Origin of the sequence: Flavonifractor sp. An100 (assembly GCF_002161175.1) — a bacterium.
GTDB lineage: Bacteria > Bacillota > Clostridia > Oscillospirales > Oscillospiraceae > Lawsonibacter.
Genome location: NZ_NFMA01000025.1, coordinates 20,683 through 36,251, shown reverse-complemented (window position 1 = coordinate 36,251; position 15,569 = coordinate 20,683). Strand labels below are relative to the sequence as shown.

The following is a 15,569-nucleotide window of genomic DNA, read 5'->3' as shown; positions in this document are numbered from 1 at the left end:
CAATTGAACATATAGTACGATGCATCTTAGTTTTAATGCATTAAAATTGTTATATTGCATAATTTTTTTGGGAATTGTAGGAATCATTATTATTAATGCAAGGATTCCGTCATATCTTACCCACTCTCATCCTCCTCTGTTCGGTATCACTTTATTTGCAATACAATTCAATCTATGCTGTTTTTTTTCAATTGTTCCTATGAATGATTCCTCTGGCAAAACACTTTCTGAGCCGCCTGAATGGAGCAGTAAAAAAGTCGAACCCTGTGTATGCATACACAGGGTTCGACTTTTTCAAACAGTTCATAGGTGCCGGGGCTTTTCAACATGCAGCCCCCATCGTTTTCAGCATACCTTGGTGATCCAGCCGTGGGTATCGGCCACCCGGCCCCACTGAATCCCGGTGAGCTCATCGTACAGCTTCTGGGTGACCGGGCCAATCTGATTATTGGAGACCGTGACCTTCTTGTCTCCCATGGCCAGCTCCCCGATGGGGGAAACCACAGCGGCAGTACCAGTGCCCCAGGCCTCCTCCAGAGTGCCCTGGGCAGCGGCCTCAAACAGCTCCTCAGCGGAGATGCGTCGCTCCTCCACCTCGTAGCCCCACTCCTTCAGCAGCTGGATACAGGAGCGGCGGGTGATGCCGGGCAGCACAGAGCCGTTGAGGTCGGGGGTAAGGATCTTACCGGCCACCTTGAACATCACGTTCATGGAGCCGACCTCCTCGATATACTTGCGGTGCACGCCGTCCAGCCACAGCACCTGGGAGTAGCCGTTCTTCTCTGCCCGGTCTCCGGCCCGCAGGGAGGCAGCGTAGTTGCCGCCGGTCTTGGCCATACCGGTTCCGCCCTTCACCGCGCGGACGTCTTGATCCTCCACGTAGATCTTAACAGGGTTAAGTCCTTCGGGATAATAGGCTCCCACCGGGCAGACAATGACAATGTACTGGCAGTGGTGGGAGGCATGTACACCCAGAGCGGCGTCCAGGCCGATCATAAAGGGCCGGATGTACAAGGAGGTGTCCTTCTCGCTGGGCACCCAGTCCTTCTCCATCTTTACCAGCTCGGTGATGCCGACCAGCGCCAGCTCCTCGGGGATGGTGGGCAGACACATACGCTCCGCAGAGTTGTTCATCCGCTCAATGTTATCCTTTACCCGGAACAGCTGAATGGTTCCGTCCGCGGTGCGATAGGCCTTCAGGCCCTCAAAAATCTCCTCCGCATAGTGCAGTACCTTAGCGGCTGGGTCGATCTGCAGCGGGCCGTAGGGGACGATGCGGGGATCATGCCAGCCCTGTCCCTCGTCGTAGTCCACCAAGAACATATGGTCCGTCATCGCCTTACCGAAAACCAGGGTGGAGGAATCAGGCTTCTCCTTCAGCGTAGCTGCACGGGTAATTTTGATCTCTTCCATAAAGAGTGCCTCCTAAAAAACTTGAAATATCCTTGCTTGCCTCTATATTCCACACACCTGCTCGGTCTGCAGCGTGTCCGTGGCGTCCAGAACGGGAATATCCGCCCCAGACGGGAGGGCCGTGCGGAATACGGCCGGTTTTTTTATTATAGCAGCCTTTTTCCTGGGGCGCAACGGGTCAGCCACCCCTTTTCCGAGATTTTTTCTCCCTTTCCCTCCTCCTTCCTCCGGTCCTTTCCTCTTGTTTTCCCTGCTGCAATCTGATATAATGATTTGAATTTGTTCGGGCATTGTGGCTGGAAAAACGATTCCATCCGCTTCCTGCCATTACCAAGTAAAGAAAGGGGGGCGATTTTTTGAATCGAAAGATCTCCAAGCTGCTTCAACCTAGCTTGCAGCTTTATTTTGTCTGTCTGATCGCCTTTGCCCTGCTCTCCGCCCTCTACTCCCTTCCCCTGTCAGTCGGAGAGCTGGCCGCCGTCGCCTGCCTGGGTTTATACAACCGGGAAAATACCCGGCGCCGGCGCAAGGAAATCACCAAGTATCTAGAGAATGTCACCGGCACTGTGGATACTGCCACCAAGGATACCATGGCCAACTCCCCTCTGCCCATGATCATTTTCCGCCCGGAGAGCAACGATATCATCTGGACCAACGACCGCTTTCTCCAGCTCACCGGTCAGCGGGAGCACCTCTTCGATGCCAAACTCTCCTCCCTCATCCCCGGCTTTGACACCCGCTGGCTCATGGAGGGCAAAAGCGAGTGCCCCACCGAGGTGGAATATGGCGCTCGGCGTTTTCTGGTCTTCGGCCACTTGGTGCGCACAGGGGGGCGCAGCGGCGGCTTTTTGGCCACCACCTACTGGGTAGACGTGACCGAGTTCTGCTCTGTTCGGGATCGGTATCGGGCCTCCCGTCCAGTGGCGGCGGTGCTGCTGCTGGACAACTACGACGACCTGATGAAAAACCTGACGGAGAACGAGCGCTCGGCCATTATTTCCGAGATCGACTCCCGTCTGGACTCTTGGGTGGCCGGTACTGGCGGACTGCTCCGCCGCCTGCAGCGGGAGCGCTATCTCTTCATCTTTGAGGAACAGTATCTGGGTCAGTTTGTGGAAAAGAAATTTGACATCCTGGACACCATCCACCAGGTGGTCAACCCCTCCGGTATCAACGCCTCTCTCTCCATCGGCATTGGCAAGGACGGGGAGAGCTTCCAGGAGCTTTTGCAATTTGCCAACCTGTCCATCGACATGGCTCTGTCCCGGGGAGGCGACCAGGCAGTCATTCGCAACAAGTTCACCTTTGAGTTCTATGGTGGCCGCTCTAAGGAGACGGAAAAGCGCACCAAGGTGAAAAGCCGGGTCATGGCCAACGCTCTGTCCGCTCTGATTTCCGACTCCTCCCAGGTCTTTATCATGGGCCACAAGTCCCCCGACAACGACGCCGTGGGCGCCGCGGCCGGTGTGTGTGCCCTGTGCCGCAAAAACGGGGTCCCCGCCCATATTCTCAAGGACCCCACCCCCCCTCCTGCCCAGGAGTTGATCGACAAGCTGTCTCAGCTGCCGGAATACCTGGACTGTTTCCTCTCCCCTCAGGAGGCCCTACTCATTGCCGATACCCGCTCCCTGGCGGTGGTCGTGGACACCAACCGCCCCGAACAGGTACAGGCCGTGGAACTGCTGGAGTCCTGCAACCGGGTGGCCGTCATTGACCACCACCGCCGGGCAGCTACCTACATCGAAGGGGCTGCCCTCAACTACCACGAGCCCTATGCCTCCTCCGCCTCGGAGCTGGTGACGGAGCTTCTTCAGTATGTGGTGGAGCCCAACCAGCTGCTGCGGGCTGAGGCCGAGGCCCTGCTGGCCGGCATCGTGCTGGATACCAAAAACTTTACTATGCGCACCGGCGGTCGCACCTTCGAAGCTGCCGCCTTCCTGCGCCGCTCCGGCGCCGACACCGGCGAGGTAAAGAAACTCTTCCAAAATGATCTGGCGGGCACTATTGCCAAGTATTCCATTATTCAAAACGCCAAGCTCTACCGGGAGCATATCGCCATTGCCGTCACCGACAAGGCGGTGGGCCGGGTCATTGCCGCCCAGGCTGCCGACGAGCTGCTGAACATCATCGGCATCGACACCTCCTTCGTTCTCTCCCAGGACGGCGACCGGGTGAACATCTCCGGCCGGTCCATGGGGGACACCAACGTCCAGGTCATTCTGGAACAGCTGGGCGGCGGCGGCAATGCCGCCTCTGCCGGCGGACAGGTGTCGGGTAAATCTCTGGAGGAAGTGACCATGGAGCTGGCCCGGGCCATCGACCGGTATCTGGACACCTGACCGGCCCCATCTTCCCCGCCTTTTGTGATCCCTTACTTAAATTGGGGCGCGTGCCGTTCCCTTGCGCATCCGCCACGCCCTTCAATAATTTCACCATGTGGAGGTATTGTACTATGAAAGTGATTTTGCAGCAGGACGTCCGTGGCCAGGGCAAGAAGGGCCAGCTGGTGGATGTATCCGACGGCTACGCCCGCAACTTCCTGCTTCCCAAGAAGCTGGCGGTCATCGCCACCCCCGAGAACCTGAACACTATGAAGCAGCAGGAGAAGGCCCGCAAGGCCCAGGAGGCTGCCGAGAAGGCTGAGGCCCAGGCCACCGCCAAAAAGCTGGAGGGCCTGATGGTCAAGATCCCCGCCAAGGCCGGCGAGGGCGGCCGTCTCTTCGGCGCTGTCACGGCAAAGGAGATCTCCGAGGCCCTCTCCGCCCAGCACGGGGTGGATATTGCCAAGACCAAACTGGTACTGGATGAGCCCATCAAGGCCTGTGGCGGCTATCAGGTCAAGGCCAAGTTGGGCTATGAGGTGGTAGGCACCGTCAACGTGATGGTCACCGAGGCCTGATTTTTCCCTAAAATTTCCGCTCATTTCACGGCAAAGGAGGTGTGTTCCATTGGCAATGGAGGAGGATGAGCTGCTGCTCAAGCAGCTGCCCCACAGTGTGGAGGCCGAACAAGCGGTACTGGGCTCCATGCTCATTGACCCCCGCTGCGTCCCTGAGGTCATCGACAAGCTGCGCCCCGACGACTTCTATCTACGGCAAAACCGGGAGATCTACGAGACCATCTACTCCATGTTTAACTACTCCCTCACCATCGACCCGGTGACGGTGCTGGAAAACATGAAGCAGAATGGCTACTACGACGAAAACCTCTCCCGGGGGTACATCCTCCAGCTCATGGACACCACCCCCACCGCCGCCAACGTCAAGGAATACATCGACATTCTCAAGGACAAAACCCTGCTGCGCCGGGTGGCCGAAACTGCCGGCGACCTGACCGCCATGATTCAGCAGGGCACCGACACCGGCCAGGATATTCTGGAGGCCGCTGAGCAGCGGATCTACGCCATCCGTCAGGGCCGGGCCGCCCGGGGACTCACCCCCATCTCCGACGTGCTGATCGATGTCTATGACCGGCTCAGTGAGCTGGCCGCCAGCGACAGCGCCATCCCGGGGCTGTCCACCGGCCTGCGGGATCTGGACCGGGCCATTTCCGGCCTGAACAAGTCTGACCTCATCCTCCTGGCCGCCCGTCCCGGCATGGGCAAGACCTCTATGGCCCTGAACATCCTGCTGGAGGCGGGGAAAAAATCAGGCAAAAACGTAGCCTTCTTCTCTTTGGAAATGAGCCGGGAGCAGTTGGCCCTGCGCCTGATTTCCAGCGAGTGCTTTGTGGACAACAAAAAACTGGTCACCGGCAAGCTCACGGAGGAGGACTGGGAAAAGGTGGCCGTGGCCGCCGACTCCCTCAACCGCTCAAAAATTTTAATTGATGACGACTCCTCCGTCTCGGTGGCCGACATCAACGCCAAGTGCCGCCGGGTAGAAAACCTGGGTCTGGTGGTCATCGACTACCTACAGCTGATGCAGTCTGCCGGGGGCAAGACCCGCTCTGGGGACAACCGCCAGCAGATCGTCTCTGATATCTCCCGCTCCTTGAAGATCATGGCCAAAGAGCTCAACGTACCTGTGTTGTGCCTCAGCCAGCTCTCCCGTGCCAACGAATCCCGCCAGGACAAGCGCCCCATGCTCTCCGACCTGCGGGAATCGGGCGCCATCGAGCAGGACGCCGATATCGTCATGTTCCTCTACCGGGAGGGCTACTACAATAAGGACACGGAAAATCCCAATCTGGCCGAGTGTATCGTGGCCAAAAACCGCCACGGCGAGACCCGCACGGTGGAGCTGCAATGGCTCCCCGACTTTACCACCTTCAGCGACATTGAGTGGCAGAGGCAGGAGTTCTAATTTCTCCTTTCCCGCTGCCCACACCACTCCGGCCAGGAAGGGAGGCCCTCCATGCTGGACGAGATGTCCAAGCTGATTCGGGAGCAGCACATGCTCTCCCCCGGCACCACAGTGCTGTGCGCTGTGTCCGGCGGAGCGGACTCCATCTGTCTGCTCCACGCGCTGTACCACCTGCGGCCCCAGCTGGGCTTTCACCTGGCTGCCGCCCACTATAACCACAACCTTCGCGGGGAGGAGTCCCTGGGGGACGCCGCTTTTGTGGAGCAGTTTATCTCCCTATGCTGCGGCTCCTGCCGTCTGTCTGATGGCTCCCTCCTCCCTGCCGTACCCCTGTATACCGGCTCTGGAGATGTGGCGGGCGAGGCCCAGCGCCGGGGGACCGGCCTGGAGGAGACCGCCCGGTCCATGCGCTATGACTTCCTCCGCCAGGCCGCCCGGGAGGCGGGGGCGGAGGTCATTGCCACCGCCCACACGGCGGGGGACAACGTGGAGACCATTCTCTTTCATCTGGCCCGAGGGGCCGGGCTTAGGGGATTGAGCGGCATTCAGCCTGTGGGAAATGGGCTGATCCGGCCCCTGCTCACCACTTCCCGGCCGGAGATTGAACAGTATCTAGCCTATTACGGTCTGCCCTACCGGGAGGACCGCTCCAATTACGACACCACCTATACCCGCAACCGCATCCGGTACCAGGTGATCCCGGTGCTGGAAGAGCTGTGTCCCGGGTTTGTCCGCCGCCTGGGCGCCACTGCCGACTATCTGCGCTCGGATGAGGACTACTTGGACCAACAGGCCCGTAAGCTGTTGGAACCGGCCGTCCTTCGGGAAGGAGGACCGGCCCTCCCCGCCGCCATCCTGGCCCAGGCCCCCAAGCCGCTGGCCGTCCGGGCTGTGGGGCAGCTCATTGGCCGGCTCAACGGCGGACGCCAGGACTGCTCGGCTGTCCACCTGGAGGGTGTGTTGGCTCTCTGTCGGAGCTCAAGCCCCTCCGCCCAGATGGACTTGCCCTACGGCCTCACCGCCCGGCGGGTCTATCAGGACCTGCTGCTCACCAAGTCCGACCCCGCCCCCCTGCCGGAGGACACGCCATTGCCTCTGCCCGGCTGTCTTCAGATTGGGGACTGGCAGATAACCTGCCGGGAGGAACCCTACACCGGCCAGCCCCAGGGCCCCTATGAGTTCTGGCTGGACCGCGCCCAGGTCCCCTCCCTCACCCTCCGGCCCCGCCGTACCGGGGACCGACTGCGTCTGCCGGGCCGGCCGGAGAAGTCCATGAAAAAGTGGTTTATTGATGAAAAAATCCCGGCCCACAGGCGGGACAGCCTCCCTCTGCTCCTCCTTCCCGATGGGCAGGTGGCCGCAGCTGCCGCCCTTGGGCCCCACGCTCCCCTGCTCCCCCAGCCGGGCGCTCCCGCCTGGCACATCACTCTGTCTGCCTCTGGGCAGGACACCGGATGATTACTTACCAGAAAGGAAGTTCGCCCTCTATGCTAGAAAACGACATTCAGGAGATTTTGTTCAGCGAAGATCAGCTCAAGGCCCGAGTCCGGGAGATCGCACAGGAAATTGAACGGGACTACGCCGGAAAGGAAATTATGCTCATCAGCGTGCTGCGGGGCTCCTTTATCTTTATGGCCGACCTGTGCCGGGCTCTGGACCTGCCCTGCACCCTGGACTTTATGTCCGTCTCCTCCTACGGCAAAGGCACCACCTCCAGCGGTCAGGTGCAGATCACCAAGGACCTGTCTGAGGACATCTCCGGCCGGCACATCATCGTGGTGGAGGACATTCTGGACAGCGGCAACACCTTGAGCTACCTGCTGAACATTCTCCAGCACCGCCACCCCGCCTCCGTCCGCCTATGTACCCTCTTGGACAAACCGGAGCGCCGGGTCAAGCCGGTGGAGGTCCACTATTGCGGCTTTACCATCCCCGACGCCTTCGTGGTGGGCTACGGCCTGGACTATGCGGAAAAATACCGCAACCTCCCCTACATCGGCATTTTGAAGCCGGAAGTCTACGGCGGCTGATTTCTCTCCCGCCTTTCATCCCCGGTGTGATTGGCGGATCGCGCCGGGGCAGAGCCTGCCGCCGGAAAGGATGGGATTTCCATGAGACGCATCAGCCCCAGGGACGTCACCCTCTATCTGCTGGTACTGGTGATGATGATTTTCGCCGTCACCACCCTACAGCGCATGGACCGGGAAGACGCCCCCATTTACAGCGACATCCGCACCCTCTTCGTCCAGGAGAAGGTGTCCTACTTTGAGTTGGAGGACAACACCCTCACCCTCACCCTGCGGGAGGAGGACGGCTCCACCTCCACCCTCACCTATCAGATCGCCCGGCCCGACTGGCTCTATCAGGACCTGCACGAGCTGTGGGAGAGCCAGATGGCAGCCGGACTGCTGCGCTACGACCTGCCCCCCGGAGTGGAGAGCACCTGGTGGTACAACTGGATGCCCACCCTGCTGACCATCGGTGCGGTAGCCATCTTCCTCTTTGTCCTCTACCGCCAGCGCATGGCGGGCATCAACAGCGGCGGAGGGGGCGCCCCCGGTGCCTCCCGGTTCGGCCACGCCCGGACCCGCACCCTGGCCGACCAGGGCAAGCGGGTCACCTTTGACGATGTGGCCGGGGCGGAAGAGGAGAAGGCAGAGCTACAGGAGATCGTAGACTTTCTCCGGGACCCCCAGAAGTTCACCGCCCTGGGCGCCCGTATCCCCAAGGGCGTGCTGCTGGTGGGCCCTCCGGGCACTGGTAAGACCCTCATCGCCAAGGCGGTGGCGGGTGAGGCCGGGGTCCACTTCCTGTCCATCTCCGGCTCCGACTTTGTGGAGCTCTACGTGGGCGTAGGCGCCAGCCGGGTCCGGGACCTCTTTGACCAGGCCAAGAAGGACGCCCCTGCCATTGTCTTTATCGACGAGATCGACGCCGTGGGCCGCCAGCGCGGCGCGGGCCTGGGCGGCGGCCACGACGAGCGGGAACAGACGCTCAACCAGCTGCTGGTGGAGATGGACGGCTTTGGCTCCAATGAGGGTGTCATTGTTCTGGCCGCCACCAACCGCCAGGACATTCTGGACCCCGCCCTGCTGCGGCCCGGCCGTTTCGACCGGCAGATCTATGTGGGCCTGCCCGACATCAAGGGCCGGGAGGATATTTTAAAGGTCCACGCCAAGAAAAAGCCCCTGGCCGAGGATGTGTCCCTGCGAGATGTGGCACGGGCCACGGCCGGCTTTACCGGCGCAGATTTGGAAAACCTTCTCAATGAGGCGGCCCTCCTGGCTGCCCGGGAAGACAAGCGCTTTATCACCCGTACCGACCTCCATGAGGCCATGCTTAAGGTCATCGCCGGTCCGGAGAAAAAGAGCCGGGTGGTCACGGAGCACGCCCGGAAGCTCACCGCCTACCACGAGGCAGGCCACGCCATCGTCATCCACCAGCTGCCCTCCCAGGACCCCGTCCATCAGATCACCATTGTCCCCCGGGGCCCGGCCGGCGGCATGACCATCTCCCTGCCCAGCGAGGACAAGGCCTATCTGTCCAAGCGGGAGCTGGAGGAGCGGATCGCCGTGTGTCTGGGCGGCCGAGTGGCCGAACAGCTGGTGCTGGGGGACATCTCCACCGGCGCCTCCAGCGACATCCAAAAGGCATCCCAAACGGCCCGGGCTATGGTCACCAAATACGGCATGAGCGACAAGTTGGGCACCATCGCCTACGGCAACGAGAGCGACGAGATCTTTATCGGCCGCTCCATGGCCCAGGCCCGCACCTACTCCGAGGAGGTGGCCGGGCAGATCGACACGGAGGTCAAGGCCATTGTGGACCGGGCGTACCGCCGCTGCGAGGAGATTCTCTCCTCCTGCCGCAAGGAGCTGGAGCTCACCGCCCAGTATCTTCTGGACCACGAGACCATGGATGCCGACGTATTTGCCAAGGTCTTTACCGACCCGGGCGCCCCGGAATTTGCCTCCTACCAGGAGGCCTGACCCCTCCACCAAGCACAAACAAGTGCCCGGCGTTCCATGGGAACGCCGGGCACTTTTCTTCTTATTTACGGGTTACACATAGCCATACATCCCCCGCACCGACACCTCGCCGGAGGACAGGGCCTTCCGCGTGCCGTCAGGCAGCTCCACCACCAGGCGGAACTCATCGTCGATCTCCAGGGCATAGGCCTCCTGGCGGGAAACAGGGGTGATGAGTTGCACCCGGTTGCCCGGGGTAATGCACAGCTCCCGATACCGCTGTAAATACTCCTCCTTGTTGGCAGGAAATCCGGCGTACATCCGGTCCAGGGCGCGGATCACCTCCACGGCCAACTTGGACCGGCGCACCGGTTTACCCAGGATCTGGGCCAGGGAGACCGCCATGTCCCGGATGTCCTCCCCAAAGTCCTCCGGGCGGTGGTTGGCGTTGATGCCGATGCCGGGTACCAGGTATTGAAGGGAGTTGGTCTCGCTCTCCAGTCCCAACTCGGTGAGGATGCCCACCAGCTTGCGCCCCTCATAGACAATGTCGTTGGTCCACTTGATCTTCGGCTGCACCCCGCAGGCGCTTTGGATGCCATCGCACACCGCCACCGCCACCCAGGCGGTAAAGTCGGCCACATCCTGGGGAGACAGCTGGGGGCGAAGGAGGGCGGACAGGTACAGTCCGCAGCCCTTGGGGGACTGGAAGGTACGGCCCAGCCGTCCCCTTCCCCCGGTCTGTTCCTCGGAGAGGACCACCAGGCCCTCGGGAGCACCCGCCATGGCCCGGCGCTTACACTCGGTATTGGTGGAGTCGATGGTCTCCAGACACACCAGACTGCTGCCCACCAGGCAGCCTGCCAGCGGCCCGGACAACTCCCCCTCCCGCACCCGGTCGGGAGCGGCAGTGAGGCGGTAGCCCCGGTTGGGGGCGGAGGTGATCTCATACCCCTCCTGACGCAGGGCTTCAATGGCCTTCCACACCGCGGCCCGGCTCACGCCCAGCTGGCGGCTCATGGCCTCTCCCGACAGGGACTGCTCCGGATGCTCCAGCAACAGGGCCAGCACCTTTTCCCGACTCATAGCAATCTCCTCCTGTGTTCTCTTAAGCCCTGGGCGGTCCATAAAAAGGCGGGGAGCGGCTGCTCCGCTCCCCGCTCCAAGTTCTGCTTGGTTATGCCTCGTCCTCAATCAGGCCGTAGTCCCCGTCATACCGGCGGTACACCACTGCAAAGGCCCCGTCCGCCTCCTCATCCTTAAAGGCAAAGAAGCTATGGCCCAGCAGATTCATCTGCAGGATGGCCTCATCCCGGGTCATGGGCTTGATGGGGAAGGTCTTGCTGCGGACAATGCGGTATTCGCCCTCCTCGGGCTCATCGGGTGCAAAGGAGGGGAACTCCTCCACATCCACCACCCGCTCAAAGGCGCCCTGACGCAGCCTTTTCTCCAGCCGGGTCTTGTTCTTGCGGATCTGGCGCTCCAAGGTGGTGACGGCGGCGTCGATGGAGGCGTGCATATCGGAGGTGCTCTCCGACACCCGGAAAATGGTGCCGCTGGAGCGAATGGTAACCTCCACCTTGTTCAGCCGCTCTTTCTCCAAGCTGAAGGTGATTGAGGCGGTGGCATCCTCCTTAAAGAAACGGTCCAGTTTCCCTACCTTCTTCTCCGCATAGGCATGGATGGAGGCCGGCAGGTTCACCTTTTTGTCCGTAAACACGAATTTCATACTTTCCGCTCCTTTCGCCCCGAGGGGCTGGTATAGGGAGGGGGAGGGGTTCCTCTCCCTCCGTTGATTCATTATACCATATCGACGGAAAAATACCATAGGTTTTTGTGAACTTTTTCTAAATTTCCTTTTGGGGGTTAGCCGTCCACCCGTTTACCCCCGATTACCACTGCCCGGACCCGGCTGAGAAGGTTGATGGGGTGTCCGCTGGTGACCACCACATCGGCCTCCTTGCCCGGGGTTAGGGAGCCCACCAAGTGGTCAATGCCCGCAATCTGGGCGGGATTGATAGTGATGGCGGCCAGGGCGGCCTCCGGGTTCATTCCCCCCTTCACCGCCATGGCGGCACACAGGGGCAGATGCTGAATGGGCACCTCCGGGTGGTCGGTACAGATGGCCACCTTCACCCCGTGGAGGTTGAGGACAGCGGGGCTTTCAATGGTCATATTGGCCAGCTCCGGCTTGGAGCGGTCCCCCAGGCAGGGCCCGGTGATGACCGGCACCCCCTCCTGCTCTAACAGCTGGGGAATCAGGTGGGCCTCGGTTCCATGGACAATGACGCACTTCAGGCCAAACTCCTTGGCGATGCGGATGCCGGTGGCGATATCGTCCGCCCGGTGGGCATGGATGTGGACGGGCAGTTCCTTGCGCACCACAGGAAGCAGGGCCTCCAGCTTGGCGTCGTAGTCAGGCTTGTCCTCCTCCTCATCCTCCGCCGCCCGGTCCAGCTTTTCGGCGTACTCCAGGGCTTTATACAGGTTCTCCCGGATGATGGCGGCGGTGGCCATACGGGTCACCGGGGTCTCATGGCGCTCGTTGTACACGCACTTGGGGTTTTCTCCCAGGGCCAGCTTCATGGCCACCGGAGCCCGGACAATCATGGCGTCCACCCATTTCCCCGTGGTTTTAATGGCCGCAAACTGTCCGCTGATGGGATTGGCGGAGCCCGGTCCGGTGAGCACGGTGGTCACCCCCGCCTTCCGCGCCTCTTCAAAGCAGCGGTCCAGAGGATTGATGGCGTCGATGGCCCGAAGGTGGGAGGTACAGGGGTCGGTGGCCTCGTTGCCGTCGTCCCCCTCAAAGCCCAGGGCGTCCCCAAACATGCCCAGATGGCTGTGGGCGTCGATAAAGCCGGGCAGGATATGTCCCTCCCTCGCGTCCAGCGTCTCTCCCTCCCAGTGCGGGGGACATTCCTCCATGGGACCCACCTGGGCAATCTTGGTCCCTGAGATGGCCACATAGCCGTTGGGAATGGTCAAGCCATCCATGGTGTGGACAGTCCCGTTGATGATCAGCATGCTGTTTCCTCCTTTTGGGTGCACCTTCCCCTGTTTCGACAAAGGTTCCCATTGACTGTTATGGTAAATTGTGGTAATTTATGGGAGCAGCTCAATCAATATCCCCCACCTGGGCGAGGTTTCTGTCTCTCTCGTTCAGGCGAAACGCCCGGTTCCGGGCGTTTTTTCTTTTTAGGGACAAAATCAGGGCCGCCGCGTGACGCGGCGGCCCTGATGCTGACTTGCCTTGTTACCGGCGTCCGCCGCCTCCGCGGCGGTTTCCGCCCTTCTTTTCGATGTAGCGCAGCTCAGAGAGCTTGCTGTCCGAAGACTGCATAAACTGCTTGAGTCGATCTTCAAAGTCCGTGGGCTCCTTGGGGGCCGGGCGGACAAACCCGACCGGACGGCCGCCTCCCTGATAAGGGCGACCATTGCCCGGCCGCTGGCCGTTCCCTGCCGGACGGGCCGGCCGCTGGGGGGGCGGGGTCACCTGCTTGATGGACAGGTTGATCCGATTGGACTGATCGATCCCGATCACCTTTACCTTTACCTCTTGACCCTCCTGAAGGTAATCCGACACCTCATTGACGTAAGAATAGGCGATCTCCGAGATATGAACCAACCCGGACTTTCCCTCCGGCAGGGCCACAAACGCCCCAAATTTTGTGATACCCGTTACCTTCCCGTCCAAAATGGACCCAACACCAAACTCCATAAGCGACCGAAATATCCTCCTTGTTTATTTCCCTCTATGCCGTCCGGCCACACAGCTCCGGACCGCCAGAAGCTCTCTTTAGTTGGCAACGTCGTAAATCAGCACCGAGTCCTTGGGCACCAGGCCCTTCTCCTCGGCCACCCGCTGCTGCACCTCAGGATCGTCTTTGTTTTCGATGGCCTCTTTTGTCTCCTGATTTTTGATGCGCAGATCTTCTACCTGCTGACTCATGTCGTCTACCTGGCCTTGCACGACCTGGATCTGGCCCCGTAGGTTGAGCAGAGAGGTGGCCATATAAATGAGCAGCCCCAGCACCACCAGCTTGGTCAAAAAACTGGCCCGCTTGAAATGCATTTTTCCTCTCTCCCCTCTCCTCCTGGTCCCGGCGGCTGGCCGCCCGCTCCAGTTCCTTGGTTTTCTGCTTTATTCTATACCATTTTCGTCTGGAAAGAAAGGTGTTTTTCCCAAGTTTTCTGATTTTTTTTAAAATCTGTCCCAATATCCCCAGCGGAAAGGTCAAAATTTCCAAAAGAAGCTGGGTCAGATCGGCCAAACGGTAGCCCAGCCACAGGAAAAAGGGGCTGCACACCCAAAAATAGACCCCTCCCCCCAGCAGACAAAACGCCGCTCCGTATAGGCGGATCTGCCCTCCCCAGGCCCCTTGAGACCACACGAACAAAGCCGCGGTGGCCATCAGCCAAAACAGCAGGTCCAGCACTCCGCCCAGCAGCGGCACCTTGATCCGCACCCGCAGCACCCGGAACAGGTCATACACCAGCCCCATTCCTCCTCCCAGCAGCAGGGCTTGACACAGCGCTTGCCCCTGCTGGAGCACATCCACCGTCATCCGCCCAGCAAGCGGCTGAGCAGGCCGCCCCGCTCCCGGCCCTGGGGCTCATAAATCAGGGCGTTAATGGTCCCCTCCACCTTTAAGTCTCCCCCGTCCAGAGACAGCTTCTCAATATGCAGCCCCTCTCCCTGTACCTCCAGCCCGCCGCAAGCCGTGGAGAGCACAATGGTGTTCTCATCAAAGCTCTCCACCTCCTCTACCCCGGATACCGTCAGCTGTTCCCGGTCCTCCAGCACCACATGGTGGGGCAATCCGGAGCCCGTCCGGCTCTCCTCATACGCCATACCCCTTCCCCCTTTCCCTTTGCTCCATCTTATGGTCCCTCTGTGGGGCTTTATGCCTTTTTTCTCCCCCTGTGATGCAGGATTGTCCATTTCGCACATAGCCTACTGTCGGTATTTGCTGTACAATAGGACCGAATCCTTTGGTTTATTCCGGACTTTGGAGGTCTTTTATGATCAAAGCTATTTTTCTGGACGTGGATGGAACTCTGGTCAGCTTCCAGACCCACCGAGTTTCCCAGGCGGTCCTCTCCGCCCTCAACCAGCTGCACCGCCAGGGGATCAAGCTCTTTGTCTCCACGGGACGTCACCCGCAGATGCTCTCCTACATCCGCTCCGTCTTCCCCTTTGACGGCTGGGTCACCCTCAGCGGCCAATACTGCTACTGCGGCGACCAGGTGATCCACCGCAATCCCATGGACCGCTCTGCCGTGGAGGAGCTGGTGGAGGCCACCCGCACCGACGCCTTCTCCTGCATCTATCTGGAGGGCAAGGAGATCTACATCAACTATGCCGATGAGCACACCCAGGCCTTTATGAAGGACCTGGACCTGCCCCTCCCCCCCGTTCAGGACCCCTCCCGGGCTTTGAAGGGAGAAATTTACCAGGCCATCGCCTTCCTCTCCCGAGACAACGAGGGCCTGCTGCTGGACAAGGCCCCCCATCTGAAAACCACCCGCTGGCACCCCTATTTTCTAGACGTGATCCCCTCCTCCGGCGGCAAGGACAAGGGCATGGATGCGGTTTTGGACTACTTCCACATCCCCCGGGAGCAGTCTATGGCCTTTGGTGACGGAGAAAACGACCTGTCCATGCTCCTCCACGCCGGAATCGGGGTGGCTATGGGCTCAGCCAGCGACCAGGTCAAGGCCCAGGCCGACTACGCCACCGGCTCTGTGGATGAGGACGGCATCGTCACCGCCCTGCAACACTACGGCCTACTCTAAGTCTGACTTCGCACATTATTTACAATTTAGTGTGGAATTTCCCCCCACTTGGGTGTACAATAAAGACAACTTTTTGTAACATTTC

At 60.4% G+C, this 15,569-nt stretch carries 15 protein-coding genes; 7 read left to right on the top strand and 8 right to left on the bottom strand.

Annotated elements, in window-relative coordinates; translation table 11 throughout:
* Positions 1-345 precede the first annotated feature (345 nt).
* Positions 346-1,413, bottom strand: a complete 1,068-nt coding sequence (locus tag B5E43_RS12525) for a branched-chain amino acid aminotransferase (protein ID WP_087397219.1) — start codon at positions 1,411-1,413, stop codon at positions 346-348.
* A gap of 42 nt (positions 1,414-1,455) precedes the next feature.
* Positions 1,456-1,704 carry a hypothetical protein gene (locus B5E43_RS12520; RefSeq protein WP_087397217.1) on the bottom strand — a complete coding sequence of 83 codons (249 nt, stop codon included), beginning with the start codon at positions 1,702-1,704 and terminating at the stop codon, positions 1,456-1,458.
* 65 nt (positions 1,705-1,769) lie between these two features.
* Here B5E43_RS12520 and B5E43_RS12515 point away from each other — a divergent pair, with 65 nt between their 5' ends.
* From B5E43_RS12515 to ftsH, 6 genes are all read left to right on the top strand, one after another.
* On the top strand, positions 1,770-3,752 hold the full coding sequence (locus tag B5E43_RS12515; protein ID WP_087397215.1) for a DHH family phosphoesterase: 1,983 nt from the start codon (positions 1,770-1,772) through the stop codon (positions 3,750-3,752).
* A gap of 113 nt (positions 3,753-3,865) precedes the next feature.
* A complete protein-coding gene (gene rplI, locus B5E43_RS12510) occupies positions 3,866-4,312 on the top strand; it encodes a 50S ribosomal protein L9 (RefSeq protein ID WP_087397213.1) in 447 nt (148 codons plus the stop codon).
* Between the two features lie 55 nt (positions 4,313-4,367).
* Complete coding sequence (gene dnaB, locus B5E43_RS12505; RefSeq protein WP_087397211.1) at positions 4,368-5,717, top strand: replicative DNA helicase; 1,350 nt, start codon at positions 4,368-4,370, stop codon at positions 5,715-5,717.
* A gap of 51 nt (positions 5,718-5,768) precedes the next feature.
* On the top strand, positions 5,769-7,175 hold the full coding sequence (gene tilS / locus B5E43_RS12500; protein WP_087397209.1) for a tRNA lysidine(34) synthetase TilS: 1,407 nt from the start codon (positions 5,769-5,771) through the stop codon (positions 7,173-7,175).
* A 29-nt stretch (positions 7,176-7,204) separates the two neighbouring features.
* Positions 7,205-7,747 carry a hypoxanthine phosphoribosyltransferase gene (hpt, locus tag B5E43_RS12495; protein ID WP_087397207.1) on the top strand — a complete coding sequence of 181 codons (543 nt, stop codon included), beginning with the start codon at positions 7,205-7,207 and terminating at the stop codon, positions 7,745-7,747.
* Between the two features lie 81 nt (positions 7,748-7,828).
* Positions 7,829-9,706 carry an ATP-dependent zinc metalloprotease FtsH gene (gene ftsH, locus B5E43_RS12490; RefSeq protein ID WP_087397205.1) on the top strand — a complete coding sequence of 626 codons (1,878 nt, stop codon included), beginning with the start codon at positions 7,829-7,831 and terminating at the stop codon, positions 9,704-9,706.
* Positions 9,707-9,778: 72 nt separating this feature from the next.
* On the opposite strand, the gene B5E43_RS12485 is transcribed toward ftsH, so the two are convergent.
* The 6 genes from B5E43_RS12485 to B5E43_RS12460 form a co-directional block, all read right to left on the bottom strand.
* Complete coding sequence (locus B5E43_RS12485) at positions 9,779-10,771, bottom strand: biotin--[acetyl-CoA-carboxylase] ligase (protein ID WP_087397203.1); 993 nt, start codon at positions 10,769-10,771, stop codon at positions 9,779-9,781.
* Between the two features lie 91 nt (positions 10,772-10,862).
* Positions 10,863-11,414: a ribosome-associated translation inhibitor RaiA gene (gene raiA / locus B5E43_RS12480; RefSeq protein ID WP_087397201.1), complete on the bottom strand. Its 552-nt coding sequence runs from the start codon at positions 11,412-11,414 to the stop codon at positions 10,863-10,865.
* 137 nt (positions 11,415-11,551) lie between these two features.
* On the bottom strand, positions 11,552-12,712 hold the full coding sequence (locus B5E43_RS12475) for an amidohydrolase (RefSeq protein ID WP_087397199.1): 1,161 nt from the start codon (positions 12,710-12,712) through the stop codon (positions 11,552-11,554).
* A 229-nt stretch (positions 12,713-12,941) separates the two neighbouring features.
* Complete coding sequence (locus tag B5E43_RS12470; protein ID WP_087397197.1) at positions 12,942-13,406, bottom strand: S1 RNA-binding domain-containing protein; 465 nt, start codon at positions 13,404-13,406, stop codon at positions 12,942-12,944.
* 78 nt (positions 13,407-13,484) lie between these two features.
* Positions 13,485-13,760: a hypothetical protein gene (locus tag B5E43_RS15560; RefSeq protein ID WP_242964823.1), complete on the bottom strand. Its 276-nt coding sequence runs from the start codon at positions 13,758-13,760 to the stop codon at positions 13,485-13,487.
* A gap of 489 nt (positions 13,761-14,249) precedes the next feature.
* Entirely contained in the window at positions 14,250-14,540 is a 291-nt protein-coding gene (locus B5E43_RS12460; RefSeq protein ID WP_087397193.1) for a YabP/YqfC family sporulation protein, read from the bottom strand.
* Between the two features lie 170 nt (positions 14,541-14,710).
* Between B5E43_RS12460 and B5E43_RS12455 the strand changes: the two genes are divergently transcribed.
* The gene (locus B5E43_RS12455; protein ID WP_087397191.1) at positions 14,711-15,484 is read left to right on the top strand and encodes a Cof-type HAD-IIB family hydrolase; all 774 of its coding nucleotides are present in this window, start codon (positions 14,711-14,713) and stop codon (positions 15,482-15,484) included.
* The last annotated feature ends 85 nt before the right edge of the window (positions 15,485-15,569 follow it).

What these genes read in the sequence shown, in the direction of transcription:
- B5E43_RS15560 (WP_242964823.1), bottom strand. Translation starts at nt 13,760, where the DNA reads ATGCATTTCAAGCGGGCCAGTTTTTTGACCAAGCTGGTGGTGCTGGGG.
- B5E43_RS12525 (WP_087397219.1), bottom strand. Translation starts at nt 1,413, where the DNA reads ATGGAAGAGATCAAAATTACCCGTGCAGCTACGCTGAAGGAGAAGCCT.
- B5E43_RS12460 (WP_087397193.1), bottom strand. Translation starts at nt 14,540, where the DNA reads ATGGCGTATGAGGAGAGCCGGACGGGCTCCGGATTGCCCCACCATGTG.
- B5E43_RS12520 (WP_087397217.1), bottom strand. Translation starts at nt 1,704, where the DNA reads ATGCCCGAACAAATTCAAATCATTATATCAGATTGCAGCAGGGAAAAC.
- B5E43_RS12470 (WP_087397197.1), bottom strand. Translation starts at nt 13,406, where the DNA reads ATGGAGTTTGGTGTTGGGTCCATTTTGGACGGGAAGGTAACGGGTATC.
- raiA (WP_087397201.1), bottom strand. Translation starts at nt 11,414, where the DNA reads ATGAAATTCGTGTTTACGGACAAAAAGGTGAACCTGCCGGCCTCCATC.
- B5E43_RS12485 (WP_087397203.1), bottom strand. Translation starts at nt 10,771, where the DNA reads ATGAGTCGGGAAAAGGTGCTGGCCCTGTTGCTGGAGCATCCGGAGCAG.
- dnaB (WP_087397211.1), top strand. Translation starts at nt 4,368, where the DNA reads ATGGAGGAGGATGAGCTGCTGCTCAAGCAGCTGCCCCACAGTGTGGAG.
- tilS (WP_087397209.1), top strand. Translation starts at nt 5,769, where the DNA reads ATGCTGGACGAGATGTCCAAGCTGATTCGGGAGCAGCACATGCTCTCC.
- hpt (WP_087397207.1), top strand. Translation starts at nt 7,205, where the DNA reads ATGCTAGAAAACGACATTCAGGAGATTTTGTTCAGCGAAGATCAGCTC.
- ftsH (WP_087397205.1), top strand. Translation starts at nt 7,829, where the DNA reads ATGAGACGCATCAGCCCCAGGGACGTCACCCTCTATCTGCTGGTACTG.
- B5E43_RS12455 (WP_087397191.1), top strand. Translation starts at nt 14,711, where the DNA reads ATGATCAAAGCTATTTTTCTGGACGTGGATGGAACTCTGGTCAGCTTC.
- rplI (WP_087397213.1), top strand. Translation starts at nt 3,866, where the DNA reads ATGAAAGTGATTTTGCAGCAGGACGTCCGTGGCCAGGGCAAGAAGGGC.
- B5E43_RS12475 (WP_087397199.1), bottom strand. Translation starts at nt 12,712, where the DNA reads ATGCTGATCATCAACGGGACTGTCCACACCATGGATGGCTTGACCATT.